Genomic DNA, 17811 nt, shown 5'->3' with positions numbered 1-17811 from the left:
ATGCTGAGTATGGATATTGAACAGATTCAAAAGGATAATCCTTTTCATGAGAATTACATTTATATGAATACAGCCGCTGCATCTGCCCCACCTCGACAAGTTGTTAATGCGATCATAGATTATTTACAAAGGACAGCTAGTTTAGGTACATACTTGCCTGCATTTAGAAAAGAGGTTTATAAAAAGATAGATGAAACAAGAGTAAAGGCAGGAAGCTTCATTGGAGCTAAGGCATCAGAAGTTGCTTTTGTGAAAAACGGGACAGAAGGCATTAATTTTGTTGCAAATGGACTTTCATGGGAAGAAGGAGATGAAATAATTCTTGCTGACATTGAATTTCATAGTAATTATACACCTTGGCTGAAATTAAGAGATAAAAGAAAGGTCAGCTTAAAGATTATCGAGACTGATAAATCAGGTGTTATTGATGTAGATTTAATAGCAAAGCAAATTACAAAACGGACCAAGCTTATAACCGTTTCCCATTTACCTAATGCTTCTGGAGCGCTACAGGAAGTAGAAGAAATATGTAAACTCGCAAAAGAACATGGTGCGTTAACTCTTATCAATGCATCTCAAACCCTAGGATTGGTTCCTATTGATGTTAAAGAGCTTGATTGTGATTTTCTGACAGCTTGTGGACGGAAATGGCTGAGGGGTCCCGAAGGATCAGGGATATTGTATATTAGAGAATCGTTGGTGGATTCCATAGAACCTACTTTAATTGGCTGGGGAGGAACCACTTGGGATTTTGAAACGAATGACTATAACTATTCATCAGCCGCCAAAAGAGTTGAGGCGGGATGCCCGATTGTTCCCTCCATACTTGGGCTGGGCGCAGCTGTCGATTATGCTCAAAATATAGGTCTGGAAAATATATTTAAAAAAGTGGCAGCATTAACAGAGTATGCAGTTAATCAATTTTCCACTATTGAGGGAATCTCCATCTACGGACCACAGGATATCAAAAATCGGTTGGGCATCATTCCGTTTAATGTAAAGGGACTTCATCCGGACAGAATTACAGATTATTTAGAAGAGAAAAAGGTCATTATTGAATCTGGCACCTTCATGGCGAACGCGCTGCTTCAACAATATGGTATAGATAAAATGGCAAGGCTGTCCCCTCACTATTTTAACACTGAAGAGGAAATCGATTTGGCCGTTTCACACATTAAATCTTTACAAAAAAAGTAGGGAAGTTAGACTGCCGCTTTGATTTGAAATAAATAAAATACCATCATTCGGCTGCCCTGTCCCAAAGTTCTTTGGAGTCAGGCGCCGAATTTTTCGGTTCTCCTCTTTTTCGGCTAAACTCCTTGCGTGCCCAGACCGCATTTCCATATTATCAGCTCGATCAGCTTAAGATACGCTACATTACTATCGCTCTCTTATCCTCCTTCGAGTTTTTTGAGACTCTCTTAGAAAATCTTTTGGGGTCACCTTCCGTGCCAATTTTCCTCAAGCGGCCATAGGCCATTAGATAATACCTGAATCAAGTTCTTTTTATGATGTCCGGGTGATAGTCCGGTTTTTCCCAAAGCTAGAGGCAGCCGAAAGGTTGGTATAAGGGTTTTTTCGAAGATACAAGGGAAGTTCTAATAGCTAAGAAAGAATGAATAATAAATAGTTTGACAATTCTAACTTGTTAAATTAATATATTTCTAGTTAAGAACCAGTGGTTCTATTATAGAACCAAAGAAGGAGGAAGATTGCATGAGGATTGCAACAGATATCGGTGGAACTTTCACTGATTTAGTATATGTGGATGACAATGGGGAATTTGGATATGCCAAATCACACACAACTCCGCCCCAGTTTGAGAACGGAGTAATTGACGTAATTAAACAAAGTGGGGTCAGCGTAGAGAATATCGACATGTTCATTCATGGATCTACCGTGGTGATTAATGCATTAACCGAAAGAAAAGGTGTAAAAGTAGGATTACTTACGACAAAGGGAACTAAAGATGTCTTGGAAATTGCTCGAGGAAACCGCCCGGATTTATACAACTTTAAATATAAAAAACCAGAGGCCTTTGTGGAAAGGCATTTGCGTCTAGAAGTGACAGAACGGTTGGATTACAAAGGAAACGTCGTTACTTCGTTAGTTCAAGAAGATATTGAAAAAGCGATAGAGTATTTTAAGGAAGAACAGGTTGAAGCAATCGCCATTTGCTTTTTGCATTCTTACTTGAATCCTGAGCATGAATTGAAAGCGCTTAAAATCGTGGAGGATTTGTGGCCTGAAGTATCTGTCAGCGTTTCTAGTGATATCACTAAAGAATGGCGTGAGTATGAAAGGACGAATACGACGGTGCTGAATGCATACGTTAAACCGACTGCGAATTCATACATTGACAATCTTTCGAATAAGTTAAGTGATTTTAACATCAAAGAGAACCGGTACATCATGCAATCCAATGGCGGTGTCACGACATTCGAAAATGCGAAAAACATTCCAATCAACATGGTTGAGTCAGGGCCGGTAGCTGGGATTTTCGGTGCCGCCATTTTAGGGAAAATGATCGGCGAAGATAATATCATCGCTTTTGATATAGGCGGAACAACTGCAAAGTGTTCATTAATCAGTGACGGTGAAGTGAAAGTATCGACGAACTATTACATTGAAAAGTCCGAAAAAACAGCAGGATACCCAATTAAAGTGCCAGTCGTCGATATTGTTGAAATTGGAAATGGCGGCGGTTCCATCGCTTGGATTGATGAAATCGGCTCTTTGAAAGTGGGGCCCCAATCGGCAGGCTCATTACCAGGCCCCGTGGCATATGGACAAGGCGGGACACTGCCGACTACGACAGATGCAAATTTGTTTGTTGGGAGGCTTTCAGGGAAAAACTTCGATTACGAGGTGGACATGGAAAAAGTAAAAGCGGCAATTGATGAAAATGTCGCTAAGCCATTTCAAACATCCACTGAAGAAGGGGCTCTCGGAATCATCGAAATCGCGAATTCTAATATGCTTAACGCATTAAAGCTTATATCAGTGAGAAAAGGATATGATCCACAAGATTTTACATTGTTGGCATTCGGCGGCGGAGGCCCAATGCATGCGGCAGAACTTGCCAGAGACCTTGGAGTAAAAAAAGTGGTCATCCCATTGGCTTCATCAGTTTTCTCCGCTTGGGGCATGTTGATGACAGATTTACGGCATGATTATATCCATACCTATATAAAATTGCTGAATACCTTGGATTTAACGGAGATGAATCTAAAATGGGGAGATATGGAACTGAATTCCAAAAGACAATTTGCTAAAGAGAACGTGGATGACGGAAAGATTGTATTCAGCCGATTCGCAGATTTACGGTATATCGGCCAAGAGCATACGGTGAAAGTTCCTGTCCCGAATGGAGAATGGAATGATCAAGCCATAGCGGACATTATCCATCAATTCCATCAAATGCATGAACAAGTATATTCGTTCAACTTACCAGAAAGTGCAATTGAAATCGTTAATTTGCACCTCACCAGTTTCGGTATAGTGGAGAAACCCGTCATCTCTGAAATGAAAGAAAGTGAATCGGCTGTGGAGGATGCAAAGATTGAGGAGCGAAATGTATTTTTCAATCAATCCGGATGGTGTCGTACCCCTGTATACGAACGGACAAAATTGGCCAGAGGACATGAAGTGACGGGTCCGGCAATTGTCGAGGAACAATCTGCTTCCACTGTCATTATGGAAGGACAAAAATTATCTGTTGATGCTTATGGAAATTTAATCATTGAAACTGGGGTGAAATAATGATGAAAACTGCCAATCCGTTTGCTTTAGAAGTTATCAAGGATTCGCTACTGTCCATCGGTGAAGAGATGTTCATCGCTTTGGCAAGAACTTCTATGAGCCCGATGTTTTATGAAGTATTGGATTATGCGTGTGGCCTGACCGATGCAAAAGGGAACTTAATCAGCCAAGGAAACGGTGTCACTAGTTTTATCGGCATGCTAAGTCCGATGGTTCAGCACATACTTGATAAATATGATGATGGGAACAAATTGTCAGAAGGAGACATCATCATCATAAACGATCCATATGTAGGCGGGGGATCACATTTGTCGGATGTCGGTCTTGTGATGCCGATATATTTTGAAGGTGAGCTTATTGCTTTCTCGGCCAATAAAGGACATTGGACAGAAGTGGGAGGAAAAGATCCCGGTTCCTTTACCAATAATTCAACTGAGATTTATCAAGAAGGATTGCAAATGCCTGGAATCAAACTCTTTGAAGCTGGAAAAGTGAATGAAGGCATTATAGAAATGATTGCTACAAATGTGAGATTGCCTCAATTATCTCTTGGAGATATGTGGGCGCAAGTAGCTGCGCTTAGAACTGGTGAAAAAAGAATGAAAGAACTTTGCACGAAATATGGAAAAAGTACCGTGTCCTCCACGATGGATAACCTGATTGAACAGGCGGAAAAGTATTCATTGAAAGAGTTGGGGGAACTGCCGAAAGGAACTTTTGAAGCCCAAGATTTTATCGAGGGTGATCCTTCAAAAGGAGGGCCATATCCTATAAAAGTGAAAGTTACGATTACGGACGACGAATTCATCTGTGATTTCAGAGGCTCCCATCGACAAGTGATGAACCCCGTTAATTGTTCTTATTATGGCTTGTTATCCAGTGTCAGGGTCATGTTTTTAGCAATCATCAGACCGAAGTTCAATGTCAATGAGGGCCTATTCAAACCACTGAGAATCATCACTGATGATCATTCAATTGTTTCTGCAACAAGGCCATCGCCAGTATCGATGAACTTCGAAGCGCGAATAGGCGGTGCAGAATTGATCTGGAAGGCATTAGCTCCATTGCTTCCTGACCGCTTAACTTCCGGCCACCTTTTATCTGTCTGCTCATTTTTATTGTCGGGAAAAAAACCTGAGACAAAAGAGCCGTTCCTTATTGTTGAACCCACATTAGGTGGCTGGGGAGCAGGTGAAAGCCAAGATGGTCAAAGAGGACAATTTTGTATGGGTAACGGTGAGACATACAATATGCCGATTGAAATCGCGGAAGCCAGGTATGGAGTGAGAGTTGAAAACTATGGACTTAGATGTGATGGAGAAGGAGCGGGGCAGCATATCGGCGGTTCAGGTGTAGTACGTTCGTATAAAACTTTAAGTGATGGCCAAGAACTGACGGTTAGTTTTGGAAGACATCAATTTCAGCCTTGGGGAATGAATAAAGGAGAAAACGGATCATCAAGCTATATAAAAATCCATAAAGAAAACGGTGAGGTCATTGGGCCCTTTGGTGTCACGTCAAGATTGAAATTGGATAAAGGAGATACAATCCATCTGGTCACTGCGACTGGTGGAGGATATGGAGATCCTGCTAAAAGGGATGAACAGGCTGTGTTAAGGGATGTCAAGAACGGTTATATCACAGTTGAACAAGCAAAAGAAAAATTCGGGGTCATAGTAAATGATAAGTACGATAGCATAATCGGCTATACAGAAATACGCCAGTAGCTTAGGGAGATGGAGATATGACTTTAAAAACCTTGGAGAATGCACTGGATGTGCTGTCTTATTTCACTGCGGAAACTCCGGAATGGGGATTAAGAGATTTAGCCCGTAAAATGGAGATGAATCATACCGTTTTACACCGAATACTGAAGACATATGAGAATAAAGGGTACCTCATTCAAAACGAAAGTACAAAAAACTATGAATTGGGTTTGAAATTTTTAGAGTTTTCCAGTGTGATTAAACAAAAAATGAAACTCTCGGAATTTATCCAGCCAGTCATGAAGGAATTGGCGGACGTCGTGAATGAAACGGTTTTCCTAACGCTAAAAGATGGAGATGACGGTGTAACTGTTGAAATTGCGGAATTTGAGCAGCAAATCAAATTTAATGTAATGGTGGGTACACGCACCCCCCTTTATGTGGGGGCATCTTGTAAAACAATTATGGCTTTTCTTCCTGAGGAAGAACAATTGGAAATAACGAAAAAAGGTATGAAAGTCTTTACCGAGAAAACCATGACCGACAAACGGGAACTGTTGGAAGATTTAAAAGTCATCAAAGAACAAGGTTGGAGTTTTACGAAAGGGGAGTTCTCGGATGCTGTCTTTGGGATTGGCACACCGCTATTCAATGGCTCAGGCAAAGTAATTGGATCACTGACGATAGCGGGACCTTCCTACAGGATGCCGGAAGATAGGTTTGCCGAGACTTTGGAAATCCTGAGAAAGAAAACGGATATCATCCAGCAATATTTTAATAAGTTCGGAAACTTATACAATTAATATAAATAAGCAAATAGGGGAGATTTCAAATGGCAAATAAAAATCAAACAGGAAAAAACCATCCGACCATATTTAATCCTGCGATTTTTTTTGTAATTGTATTAATGGCCGTCATTGGGGCCATGATAGGTGTCCAACTTATTACCTCTTTAGGTATTTCCGCAAATACTTCAATCGTTGGAGCTGTATTCGCAATGATTCTGGCTCGGATTCCATTGAAATTTTTATTTAAATTCAAGTCAATCCATAGCCAGAACTTGGTGCAAACTTCTATCTCGTCAGCAACTTTCGGAGCTGCCAGCAGTTTGATGTTACCAATTGGGATACCTTATGTGCTTGGGATGCACCATTTAATTATGCCATTGTTTATCGGTGTGACTCTTGCCATGATCGTTGATGCTCTTCTGCTTTATAAAATGTTCGACACGAAAGTATTCCCTGCAAAACAAGCCTGGCCACCAGGGATTGCAACCGCTGAAGCAATTAAAGCTGGAGATGAAGGCGGGAACCGGGCAAAGTATTTACTTACCGGAATTGGAATTGGAATAATTGGTGCGATTTTGAAAATTCCCATGTCGGCGTTCGGTGTTGCATTCATAGGGAATATATGGGCGCTAACGATGTTCGGCATAGGGCTTTTATTGAGAGGTTACTCGGTTCCATTGTTCGGAATAGATATCAATGAATTGTATATCCCTCATGGATTTATGATCGGAGCGGGCATTGTTGCGTTAATTCAAGTGATAGTTTTGATTTTCAATAAAAAGAAAGAAGTGGCTGTGCAAGCTGATGAATTCTCTAAACCTACCAAAGAGTTGGGTCAAGCGTTTGGCTATGGTTTTATTGCTTATACTGCCATATCTATCCTGCTGGCAGTTTTGGGCGGAATATACACGCAAATGTCAGTTGGCATGTTAATCGGCTTCGTCCTTTTTACTATGGTTGCGGCATTTGCCCATGAATTGATTGTTGGTATTGCAGCCATGCACGCAGGTTGGTTCCCTGCTTTTGCTGTAGCACTCATTACATTGATTATTGGGATATTGATCGGATTTCCGGCAGAAGCATTGGCATTATTGGTGGGGTTCAGTGCATGTACTGGAGTTGCATTTGCTGATTTGGGATATGATTTGAAGACGGGTTATATCCTTCGAGGAAATGGCCAAGATATGGAGTTTGAAAGAAAGGGGCGTCGGAATCAGTTGTATGCTGGTTTAGTTGGTTTTTTCGTAGCTGCAATTGTCGTAGTGGTGTCATTTGAATCCTATTTCTCCCAAGGGCTGATTCCACCGGTTGACCTTGTGTATGCAACAACTATTGAATCTGGAATCTCGAATGGTATTGCAAGAGACTTAATGATTTGGGCTATCCCGGGTGCCATTCTTCAATTAATCGGTGGTGCAAAAAGGCAAATGGGAATTTTATTTGCTACTGGTTTACTTTTATTGACTCCAATTGCGGGATGGGCCGTTTTGACAGGTATTCTCTTACGAATCATCATTATGAGAAGAAGTAACGGTAAATATGAACAACAAATGACGATAATGGCCGCAGGTATCATTGCTGGTGATGCAATATACAGTTTCTGCAACTCCATTTTTAAAGCTTCAAAATGATCAGTTAACCCAACGTGGTTAGATATGCTATATTGGCAGTTACCTATTTTCTATCGATCTAGTACTGCTTCTCCTATCACCTCTAGATAAATATATATAAGCCGTATGCCTGAATAGGACTACTGCTTGATGGGGAAGCCACGAGAGTGGTTTCCCCACTTTATTATGTCCATCAAAAAAAGGAACTTTCTCCCTAAGGATTCAATGGGATTCGATGATGACTATATACATGATTGAAGGTATAACGAGCTATGGGTTCTGAATGGGAATGGTTAAAAAGTATGATTTATTCAAAATTCGTAATATTACGGTAAATTTTGACGCTTATTCGACAAAATCATGATATATTATTCTAGCATTTTACAAAAATAGAAGGGTTGTGAAGTATGTCGTTCAAGATGCATGTTAATAAGATGCTCGCCCCGATTCTTGCTGTGAGTTTGGTTGCAGCCCCATTTACCGTACCGGGGGAGACATCCGCCAAAGAGTCTAATAAGAAACCGGTCACGACTGAACCATTTATCATTACAGCTCCTATTGTTAATTACACAAAAGGCACAAAGGCGTCTGTAACGGTCACACCGAAAAAAGGGAACAAAGGAAATGAAACCGTTGTCTTCCAATTGATGAATGGGACGAAGGTCATTTCACAGTCAGCCATTGAGGCGGATATTGAATCGGCCCAAAAGTTCTCCGCGTACTTCAATTCGTACAAATCGGGTTATTGGGTCAAAGTATCGGTCGTCTCCAAGTATAACGGCAATACTAGTAACTTCGGCAACAGCCTGGCAGCCTCCGTATCGAATGCACCATTTGAACTAAGGATCATGGAAACGACGGATATACACACTAATCTGGTGAGCTATGATTATTATAAGGATGCCGTATCGGACTCCGTCGGCTTCTCGCGCACTGCTTCTTTAATCAAACAGGCACGAAAAGAAGTGAAAAATAGCGTTTTAGTGGATAACGGCGACCTTATTCAAGGGACCCCGCTAGGTACGTACAAAGCGAAAATAGCGCCACTGAAAAAAGGTGAAGTCCATCCCGTCTATAAGGCGATGAACTTACTTGACTATGATGTGGCCACATTCGGCAATCATGAATTCAATTATGGTTTATCTTATTTGGACGAGGCCATCAACGATGCGAACTTCCCTTACGTCAATGCCAATGTTTATAAAAAAGATAAAGATAATAATCCAAAGAATGACAAAAATAAATATACTCCATATAAAATCGTCACGAAGAAAGTGAAGGACATCAATGGAAAAGAAAAATCAGTGAAAATAGGCTACATTGGATTCGCCCCTCCGCAAATCATGGATTGGGATAAAGCAAATCTTGACGGTAAGGTCACTACAAAGGAAATCGTCACGACAGCGAATAAATATGTACCTGAAATGAAGAAAAAGGGCGCGGATGTCATCGTGGCGCTCACACATTCCGGGTTTAATGGCGACACCAAAAATACCGAGGATGTCATCTATTCATTAAGCAAGGTATCCGGCATCGATGCCATCACGTTCTCCCATACGCACAAGGTCTTTCCGGCACAAGATGAGGCTTCTTTAGACAGCCTATTCAAAGATGCTCAAGGAAAAATCCTTAAAGGTGTGGATAATAAAAAGGGTACCATCAATGGTGTACCAGCCGTTCAAGCAGGATATGGCGGCAGTAATCTCGGGATCATCGATCTTGATCTCCAAAATATCAAGGGAAAATGGAAAGTCGTCAATTCCGAATCATCGACACGGGCAATCAACGACAAAATAACAGGAAAAAAGGCAGCTGAAGATGCGTCTGTCGTCAAAGCCGTGAAGAAGGATCACGAAGGAACGATCAAGTATGTTAACACGCCAATTGGAACGACTACAGCTCCAATTCATAGCTATTTCTCCCTTGTGCAAGACGATCCTTCCGTACAGGTCGTGACGAGCGCACAGAAATGGTATGTAGAGAAATACATCCAAAGCAACCGCCCAGAATACAAAGACCTGCCCATTCTCTCTGTAGGGGCCCCTTTCAAAGCGGGTCGCAATGGAGTCGAGGAATTCACCGAAATCAAGGAAGGCGGACTGACCATTCGCAGCGCCGGTGATTTATATTTATATGATAATACCTTGAAGGCAATCAAGATCAAAGGGTCTGTGGTTAAAGAATGGCTTGAGATGTCTGCAGGGAAATATAATACAATCGATCCTGCCAAGTCTGAGGAACAGGAGCTGCTTAATGGGAAATTTGCCGTTTATAATTTTGATGTGATTGACGGCGTCACGTACCAAATCGATGTCACCAAGGCTCCGCGCTATGATGAAAAAGGGATGAAAGTGTCGGATTCCAGCAGGATAGCAGATTTGAAATATAATGGTGAACCAGTGGATCCGAATCAAGACTTCATCGTCGTGACGAATAATTACCGTGCTTCGGGCGGGGGGAACTTCCCGGGAGTCAAGGGCAGCGAATATGTAGTTGACTCTGCGGATGAAAATCGCCAGATCTTGATGGATTACATCACACAAGAGGGTGAGATCAATCCAACCGCTGATAATAACTGGTCGATCGCCCCGATTTCAGGCAAGGTGAACGTTACCTTCACCTCATCACCAAAAGGTGCGGAATATTTAAAAGAAGACAGCGCGATTTCCTATACAGGCAAAAAGGATGATAAAGGCTTTGGCATTTACAAATTCAATTTGGGGAAAGAAAACGTCAAGGTGCAGCTGCTCGGGATCAATGATCTTCACGGCCAGCTTGATACCACCTCCGATTTTGGCGGTATCAAACAAGGGCGTGCTGATTATTTAGCTGCGCACTTGAAGCAGCGTAAAGCTGAAAACCCTGAAAATACACTATTATTATCGGCAGGGGATGCAGTTGGGGCAAGTGCTCCCGTTTCTTCTTTGATCCAGGACAAACCGACGCTTCAGTTTTTGAATAATATGAAATTCGATGTCGGAACTGTCGGGAACCATGAATTCGACAAAGGGGTAGAAACCCTGATGGCTCAAATCAATGGCGGAAAGTCACCAACATCCGATGTAGTATTCGAAAAATTGAACTTTCCATATGTAGTAGCCAATGTCGTATATAAAGACACGAAAAAACCAATTTTAGATCCTTACGTCATAAAAAAGGTCGGCGGGGTTGATATTGGATTCATCGGTGTAGTCACGAATGCCACTCCTCAAAAAGTAAGTCCGGATGGCATTAAGAATGTGGAATTCATAGAACAGGCACCTGCCGTAAATAAGGCGGTTAAAGAGTTGAAAGATAAAGGCGTCAAATCGATTGTGGTCATCTCACATGACCCAGGGACGGAAAAGGAAGGGGTCATCACAGGCGAAGTGGCTGATCTTGCTAATGCCGTGGATGATGAAGTAGATGTGATCTTAGCCGGAGATAATCATGCTAGGGTCAACAATTATGTGGATAATAAATTGATTGTACAAGCTTACTCTTATGGAACGGCTTTTGAAGATGTGGATTTGGAAATCGATCCAAGCACAAAGGATATTGTCAAAAAGTCAGCAGAAATTGTTACGGTTACACAAGATGGCATCACACCGGATGCCGGGACGACTAAATTCATTAACGACTATTTAGACATGTTCCCCGAGTTGAAAGCCCCGCTTGGGACAACGGATGAGAAAATTTTAAGAACCAATGCCTATACACAGGAAACGGGACTTGGGAATTTAATCGCCGATTCGATGAAGGCAGATTTGAATTCCGATTTTGCCTTCATGAACCCAGGTGGAATTCGTGCAGATATTCCAAAGGGGGAAGTCACCTTTTCCGATTTAGCGAAAATCCAGCCGTTCGGAAACGTATTGGTTAAGCTGGAACTGACTGGAGCAGAAGTGAAAACACTGCTTCAACAGCAATGGGTCGTCGAAGGAGCTCCGAAAACTTTGCAAATTTCTGGACTGAGCTATACAGCCGACTTCAGTAAACCTGTCACGGAACGTGTCACCTTATTGAAGAAAGCGGACGGAACGCCGATCAAGGATACCGAAACATACACGGTCGCCGTCAATGATTTCATGGCTAGCGGCGGTGATAACTATACCGTCCTGAAAGGAAAAGAGCGTGTGTTTGGACATGCTGACCTGGAAGCATTCGTTAACTATGTGAAAGAAACCTTTAAAGGCGGGAAGATCACGGCAGAAATCGAAGGCAGAATTACGAATATCAATAATTAATGGCTCTTTTCGTAAAGATTGTTATTTTTAAAAAACTAAACGATTTAAGGTTGATTGGAGTGCAAGTGCGAGACTCCTGCGGGAGCAGCGGGACAGGTGAAACCCCACAGGCGTTTACGCCAAGGAGGCTCACCGCCCGCCCGCGGAAAGCGAGCATCTGGAGGGGAAATCAACCACACCGCTTTACTTGGTAAATAGCAACAAAGTATGCGAAAACAGCCTAATTAATAGAGGTTTACTCGTGAAACTCTAAAAGTGAGCGCCCCTTAATAGAAGGGGCGCTTCTTTATGTGATTAATTGTTTCTGAAAATGGAAAAGTTCAATCCCAATGCGAAGGTGACCCATGCTATATAGGGAACCATCGCTAAACCGGATGCACGGTCTATTCTATAAAACTCGAATGCCGTTAAAGTAATCAGGGTCAGAAGTGCAGCCATTTCAATAAAGGCCGTTCCGCGCAATCCCCATTTGAAGAATAAAAAAGACCATAAGAAATTTAACCCTAGTTGAGTATCATAGAGGCGTTCAGCGGACTTCGATTCTTTTTCTTTGGATGCAATGCGATATTTCGCTATTCCCATAATCGTATAAAGGCTTGTCCAAGCAACGGGGAAAGTCCAGGAAGGAGGAGCAAATGCAGGCTTCTTGAGTTTATCATAAACTTCTTTTGAATTTCTTGTGGCGAATATACCCACGAGTGAACCTCCGACCACAGGTACCAATAAACTTTTAGCAAATTTTCCGTAGTTCATAATGAATCCACTTCTTTCTTCATAATTTGGATGTTCTTATACCTTTACCTATTCATATGAAAATAAAACATGTTCTTCAATGACCAAGTGTAACTTTCTTCCAAACTATACGTCGGTACTATTAAGAAAAGGGGGAATACCGATGAACCGTAAAATAATGATGCTCATGTTCGGTTTGTTACTTTTACTTGCTGGATGCAGCAGTAATGAAAAAGATGATTCGGCATCTAAGGCACAGGATGAAACGGCGGACAGTAAAATGGACGCTTCAATTTCCGGGAATAAGGTGCAGGAAGAAGCAGCGGAAAAGAAAGGGATGACGGATGAAAGAAAGGTCATCCATCAAGCACAGCTTGAGTTGAAGGTGAAGAACCTTGAAAAAGCACAAATGAAGATTGAGAATAAGGTGGCTGAATATGGCGGATATGTGGTCGAGTCCAATGTATACAGGGAAGATGAAGAACTGGTGGAAGGAACGATCACTGTACGGGTCCCCGAAGCCCAGTTTCAGGATTTTCTGACCGATAGCGAGGGCGAGGCTTCAGAAGTGGTCGGAAGGAATGTGACAGGACAGGATGTAACGGAGCAATATGTAGATCTAAAAGCAAGATTGAAATCAAAGAGGGCAGTAGAGGAAAGATTACTTGCATTCATGAAGGATGCTGAGAAGACGGAAGATTTACTGAAAATATCATCAGATCTTGCCGTGGTGCAAGAAGAAATAGAGCAGCTGACCGGGCAAATGAAGTATCTTGAAAACCAAACCTCATATTCGACGGTTACCATCACGTTATCGCAGGACCGGATAGTTGTGCCTGGCATTGATAATAAAGAATGGAATACATGGGAGAGAACGAAGAAACAACTTGCAACAAGTGCGAATCTATTGCTTAAAGCGGGTTCAGGAATCATTGTTTTCATAATAGGAAACTTGCCTATCCTCATTATTTTAGGCGGAGCTGGTGCGGTGGTCCATTGGGCGATCAAAAGAAGGAGAAAAAGGTGAAAGGCAGAAATAGAGGGTGCCAATTAGATTGGGCACCCTCTGACATTTATTTATTCCGTTTATGCAAGCCGGTCGCATAATACAGGGCTACCAACAGTAAGATCCAAATCGGACCGACGATTAGAGCGATTCTTGTATCTGCTGAAAAACCGAGAACGACCATTACGAATACTAAAAAGGCTAAAGTGAAATAAGAAGTGAATGGGAAAAGCGGCATTCTGTAAGACAAGCCTTGCTTTTCTCCCTGACTCATTTTCCGTCTGGACATGATCTGTGTGACAAGTATGGTTCCCCATGTCCAGAGGGCACCGAATGTAGCGACACTTGTGACGTAAGTGAAAACTTTATCGGCTTCCATGTAGTTAAGGTAAACACCGAAAAGAAGCACGGCAGCCGAAACGATGATGGCAACGCCAGGAACGCCTGACTTTGTAGTACGTTCGAAACTTTTTGGTGATTCTCCTTGCTGCGCCAGGTTGAATAACATTCTTCCTGTACTGAAGATCCCGCTGTTACAAGATGAAAGGGCTGCTGTCAGTACGACAAACTGAATGATTCCTGCTGCGCCTGGTATACCGATTTTATCAAACATCATAACGAATGGGCTGTTTTCTCCATTCATTTCATCCCATGGAGTGATTGATAAAATGACTGTCAGAGCTAAAACGTAAAAAAGTAAAATCCGATAAAAAACGGTATCAATGGCTCTTTTTAATGATTTTTCAGGATTTTTGACTTCACCTGCGGTTACTCCAAGCATTTCAATTCCCAAATAGGCGAACATGACCATTTGGAAAGAGAGGATGACACCGGAAATACCATTAGGGAAAAACCCTCCATGTTCAACAAGGTTGCCGAAACCGACTGCGATTCCGCCGTTCCCCAGTCCAAAGAAGATCATTCCGAAGCCAAGGACGATCATAAGGATGATCGTAATGATTTTCACTAAGGCGAACCAAAACTCCAATTCACCATATGCTTTTACAGCAAGAAAGTTAATCGTCGTCATGATGGCAAGAGCGGCTAACGCCCAAGCCCATTGCGGTGTATCAGGGAACCAAAATTGCATATAAATTCCGACTGCCGTAATTTCAGCCATACAGGTGGCAATCCAAACGAACCAGTAATTCCATCCGGTTATATATCCGGCAAGAGGACCGACAAATTCGCTGGCATAGCGACTGAAAGAGCCTGCGACAGGATTTTTAATCGCCATTTCCCCTAGTGCACGCATGATAAGATAAATCATAAGCCCGCCAATGGCGTAGGAAATGATGATGGCTGGGCCGGCTAATTTTATCGCAGATGCCGAGCCGAGAAATAAACCGACTCCAATGGCTGCGCCAAGAGACATTAATGCGATATGTCTTTCTTCCAAACCTCTATGTAGTTGAGATTCTTTGGAGTTTTGCATAATTTTCCCCTTTTCTATGTTGGAGTTTATTTTCTCTATCTAGCATTTTATCACTAGTAGAGGTGAATACATATAATTTATTGATTTTTCACATAATATTACAACTAAATAATATATTTTAATAGGAAGAATGTAAAGTAAAAAATGAAAACGCTTACTACAAGGTAATCCAAACAATTTTCATCGTATTTATAATCTTTCAAAACTATTAGAATGCTATTCAAACAAAATATAATTATGTGATTTTTCTAAAAATTTAGACTTTATCAAGTAGAAAAGCTGGACCCAAAATACAGAACAGCATGTCCGTTCCATCAAAGCCAGATGGCGGAAGCCCATTCAGGATGATCTACAAAGGTAGCGATTATGCTGATACTGATTTTAAATGACCTCATTTCGGTTACGCCCGAAGGCATCTACGGACTCTGTTCATACCACTCCGGTAAGAAGCCATTCCAGGATTTCCAGGGAAGTCGATCTTATATGTTAGGTTATGGGGAAATTGTCAAATAATGAGAGTGAATGACCGGTGAGGCTTAGCGGAATTCAGGGGAATAGCCCGGGAAATATCGAAGGCTGTTATGGAAATGAAAATGATACGAAAAACCGTCAGAAATTCAATTTACAGTTTCAGTATGTAGTTCCTAAAAAACTGTAGACAAACTCGGTGAAGTCGAGTTTGTCTACAGTTTTAACCAACAGCATGCTACTGACGGTTTTTTTTACTCTGTTTTATAAGAAGACTTTGAATGAAACTCAATAACAATGATCCGATTAAAGCTCCCCAAAATGAATGTATTACAAAGCCACTGACGGCATAGGAAGTGATTTGAAACGTGAAGGCATTGATAATGAAAGAAAACAACCCGAACGTCAGGATGGTGATTGGCAATGTGATAAGCAGGAGAATGGGTCTAACCAGCAAGTTCATGATCGATAATATAAAAACCGCCAGCAAGGCTGTTCCGTAAGATTTAATCGTGATGGAGTCGAGAAGCCAGTCAATAACGAGCAATACCAGCCCGTTGATAAGAAAACGCATTATTATGTTCATGAATAACTCCTCCTGAAGGCACTTTACTACAAGTCATTATACTAAAATTTCATGAATTTCAGTAATATGTTTGCAGAATTGTCACAAAAAAAGAGGAAAGCTATGTATTTCCCCAGAGTTGAAAGGACCTAAGGGTCCAGTAGATTTCAGAAACCCGCTCCCTTTCCGTCGACTGTCTGCCAAGCCTCATCAAGCAAGCGCCTGTGGGGTCTCGGCTAGTCAGTTATTCGACAGGAGTGTCGAAATTTCTTCAGGCTTCATCCGATATAAAAAGTAAACCATGAAGGGGAAGCAAGTCTTGTTTTAAAAACACCGTTCGTCTACATTCTTTTCATTTAAAAAGGTCCAGTTGATTTCAGAAACCTGTCCCTTTCCGCCGAAAGAATCACCATTTGTCTGCAAAATGCACCCATTAGGTTCTATTTAGTTGTGGGCAATGATCTTTTCGAATTCACTTAATTCCAATGTGTTTTTCAATTTAGGGTTGGTGTTTAAGGAAAGCAGGGCACTTTCGATGAGAAAGATTCGCGGTTCAGCGTTTTGTAATAATTCCTCTTGGATAAAGTGAATCAATTTTAAGTTTTTGACACGTTCCGCTTCATCATCTTGGCATAGCCTCAAGATCATCTTTTTTAGGCCATTGGCAGAGTGCAGGAGTGCTGTATGAAAATCCTGCTGTGTATGGAAGCACTCGGGCAGCCATTGCTTGATGAGATCGGGTTCCAAAAGCTGTGCTTTTGACGAGCTGACATCTTCGAAAATCGATTTAATCCTATCTACACAATAACGGATAATTTCAGTAGGGTTGAAATCGGGCTCTTTAGCCAAGGCATTAAAATGAACCGTTTGGTGCATCATCCCCGAGTATAGAATGGCACAGTCCAAAATATAAGGTTTTTTATCAGCACCGAAAATGTCCAGAAACCGTTTGGATAGCCAATGGATATGCTGGAATTTAGCATGTGTTATGAAGTTCTTAAGTTCTGTATCATTTGAAATCATTACTTCTTCATATAAGAAAAAGATTTTATTGTTTTTGTTGGAGTGCATTTGTAATTCGGATTGTTTGATGAATATTTCAATATCTGCAAGGTTTTGCCCAATCAGCAATTCATTCCGCTCTTTTTCGAATTTTTCTTGCGAATTCAGGAAGACTGCCTTAAGCAATTCGCTTTTTGAAGAAAAATAGTTATAAAATGTTCCTTTTGAAATGCCGCTATAATCTAAAATATCCTGGATGGAAGTGGCTTGATAACCCTTTTCAATAAATAATTGGTGTGCATATTTAACTACCAGTTGTTTGCGCTCATTCATATATATCACCCTTACTCTTATTGGACGGTCATTTTAACGTAATAGTATCTTATTTTCTATACGAACACAAACCAGTATGTTTACAATTTCTCCAGCGAAATAAGGGGGAAGGCCTTTTGTTTCAGTCCAATTATGAAGAGTCCTGCTGTAGTTGAGGTTCACAAAAGCAATGAAGCAT

General features: G+C 41.5%; 11 protein-coding genes. 7 read left to right on the top strand and 4 right to left on the bottom strand.

Translation table 11 applies throughout. The annotated features are described in order from the left end of the window. The first annotated feature begins 9 nt into the window (after positions 1 to 9). The 6 genes from N0M92_RS10530 to N0M92_RS10505 all read left to right on the top strand — a co-directional run bounded on the left by N0M92_RS10530 (position 10) and on the right by N0M92_RS10505 (position 12092). A complete protein-coding gene (locus N0M92_RS10530; RefSeq protein ID WP_260285653.1) occupies positions 10 to 1197 on the top strand; it encodes an aminotransferase class V-fold PLP-dependent enzyme in 1188 nt (395 codons plus the stop codon). Between the two features lie 519 nt (positions 1198 to 1716). Next, positions 1717 to 3762, top strand: coding sequence for a hydantoinase/oxoprolinase family protein (locus tag N0M92_RS10525; protein WP_260285652.1), 2046 nt, complete (start codon positions 1717 to 1719; stop codon positions 3760 to 3762). Beyond that, a complete protein-coding gene (locus tag N0M92_RS10520; protein ID WP_397443833.1) occupies positions 3762 to 5489 on the top strand; it encodes a hydantoinase B/oxoprolinase family protein in 1728 nt (575 codons plus the stop codon). Before N0M92_RS10525 ends, N0M92_RS10520 begins: the two co-directional genes overlap by 1 nt. Positions 5490 to 5506: 17 nt before the next feature. Further along, complete coding sequence (locus N0M92_RS10515; RefSeq protein ID WP_260285651.1) at positions 5507 to 6271, top strand: IclR family transcriptional regulator; 765 nt, start codon at positions 5507 to 5509, stop codon at positions 6269 to 6271. 29 nt (positions 6272 to 6300) lie between these two features. Beyond that, complete coding sequence (locus N0M92_RS10510) at positions 6301 to 7887, top strand: OPT/YSL family transporter (RefSeq protein WP_260285650.1); 1587 nt, start codon at positions 6301 to 6303, stop codon at positions 7885 to 7887. Positions 7888 to 8273: 386 nt separating this feature from the next. Next, on the top strand, positions 8274 to 12092 hold the full coding sequence (locus N0M92_RS10505; RefSeq protein WP_260285649.1) for a bifunctional 2',3'-cyclic-nucleotide 2'-phosphodiesterase/3'-nucleotidase: 3819 nt from the start codon (positions 8274 to 8276) through the stop codon (positions 12090 to 12092). A 294-nt stretch (positions 12093 to 12386) separates the two neighbouring features. Here N0M92_RS10505 and N0M92_RS10500 read toward each other — a convergent pair whose 3' ends face one another. After that, a complete protein-coding gene (locus tag N0M92_RS10500) occupies positions 12387 to 12845 on the bottom strand; it encodes a TspO/MBR family protein (RefSeq protein ID WP_260285648.1) in 459 nt (152 codons plus the stop codon). A gap of 142 nt (positions 12846 to 12987) precedes the next feature. Between N0M92_RS10500 and N0M92_RS10495 the strand changes: the two genes are divergently transcribed. After that, positions 12988 to 13851, top strand: a complete 864-nt coding sequence (locus N0M92_RS10495) for a DUF4349 domain-containing protein (protein WP_260285647.1) — start codon at positions 12988 to 12990, stop codon at positions 13849 to 13851. A 46-nt stretch (positions 13852 to 13897) separates the two neighbouring features. Here N0M92_RS10495 and N0M92_RS10490 read toward each other — a convergent pair whose 3' ends face one another. The 3 genes from N0M92_RS10490 to N0M92_RS10480 all read right to left on the bottom strand — a co-directional run bounded on the left by N0M92_RS10490 (position 13898) and on the right by N0M92_RS10480 (position 17633). After that, positions 13898 to 15265 (bottom strand): amino acid permease, encoded by a 1368-nt coding sequence (locus tag N0M92_RS10490; RefSeq protein ID WP_260285646.1) that lies wholly within the window; start codon positions 15263 to 15265, stop codon positions 13898 to 13900. Positions 15266 to 15971: 706 nt separating this feature from the next. Further along, positions 15972 to 16319, bottom strand: coding sequence for a phage holin family protein (locus N0M92_RS10485; RefSeq protein WP_192206878.1), 348 nt, complete (start codon positions 16317 to 16319; stop codon positions 15972 to 15974). Between the two features lie 423 nt (positions 16320 to 16742). Next, entirely contained in the window at positions 16743 to 17633 is an 891-nt protein-coding gene (locus N0M92_RS10480; RefSeq protein WP_260285644.1) for a TetR/AcrR family transcriptional regulator, read from the bottom strand. Between the last annotated feature and the right edge of the window lie 178 nt (positions 17634 to 17811).

The organism is Peribacillus aracenensis (assembly GCF_025175645.1).
GTDB classification, from domain to species: domain Bacteria; phylum Bacillota; class Bacilli; order Bacillales; family DSM-1321; genus Peribacillus; species Peribacillus aracenensis.
The sequence above is the reverse complement of the archived record's forward strand: the minus strand, read 5'-3'. Positions and strand labels throughout refer to the sequence as shown.

Bases quoted from the DNA above. Each gene is read 5' to 3' on its own strand.
- N0M92_RS10530 (WP_260285653.1), top strand. From the start codon at position 10: ATGGATATTGAACAGATTCAAAAGGATAATCCTTTTCATGAGAATTAC.
- N0M92_RS10525 (WP_260285652.1), top strand. From the start codon at position 1,717: ATGAGGATTGCAACAGATATCGGTGGAACTTTCACTGATTTAGTATAT.
- N0M92_RS10520 (WP_397443833.1), top strand. From the start codon at position 3,762: ATGATGAAAACTGCCAATCCGTTTGCTTTAGAAGTTATCAAGGATTCG.
- N0M92_RS10515 (WP_260285651.1), top strand. From the start codon at position 5,507: ATGACTTTAAAAACCTTGGAGAATGCACTGGATGTGCTGTCTTATTTC.
- N0M92_RS10510 (WP_260285650.1), top strand. From the start codon at position 6,301: ATGGCAAATAAAAATCAAACAGGAAAAAACCATCCGACCATATTTAAT.
- N0M92_RS10505 (WP_260285649.1), top strand. From the start codon at position 8,274: ATGTCGTTCAAGATGCATGTTAATAAGATGCTCGCCCCGATTCTTGCT.
- N0M92_RS10500 (WP_260285648.1), bottom strand. From the start codon at position 12,845: ATGAACTACGGAAAATTTGCTAAAAGTTTATTGGTACCTGTGGTCGGA.
- N0M92_RS10495 (WP_260285647.1), top strand. From the start codon at position 12,988: ATGAACCGTAAAATAATGATGCTCATGTTCGGTTTGTTACTTTTACTT.
- N0M92_RS10490 (WP_260285646.1), bottom strand. From the start codon at position 15,265: ATGCAAAACTCCAAAGAATCTCAACTACATAGAGGTTTGGAAGAAAGA.
- N0M92_RS10485 (WP_192206878.1), bottom strand. From the start codon at position 16,319: ATGAACATAATAATGCGTTTTCTTATCAACGGGCTGGTATTGCTCGTT.
- N0M92_RS10480 (WP_260285644.1), bottom strand. From the start codon at position 17,633: ATGAATGAGCGCAAACAACTGGTAGTTAAATATGCACACCAATTATTT.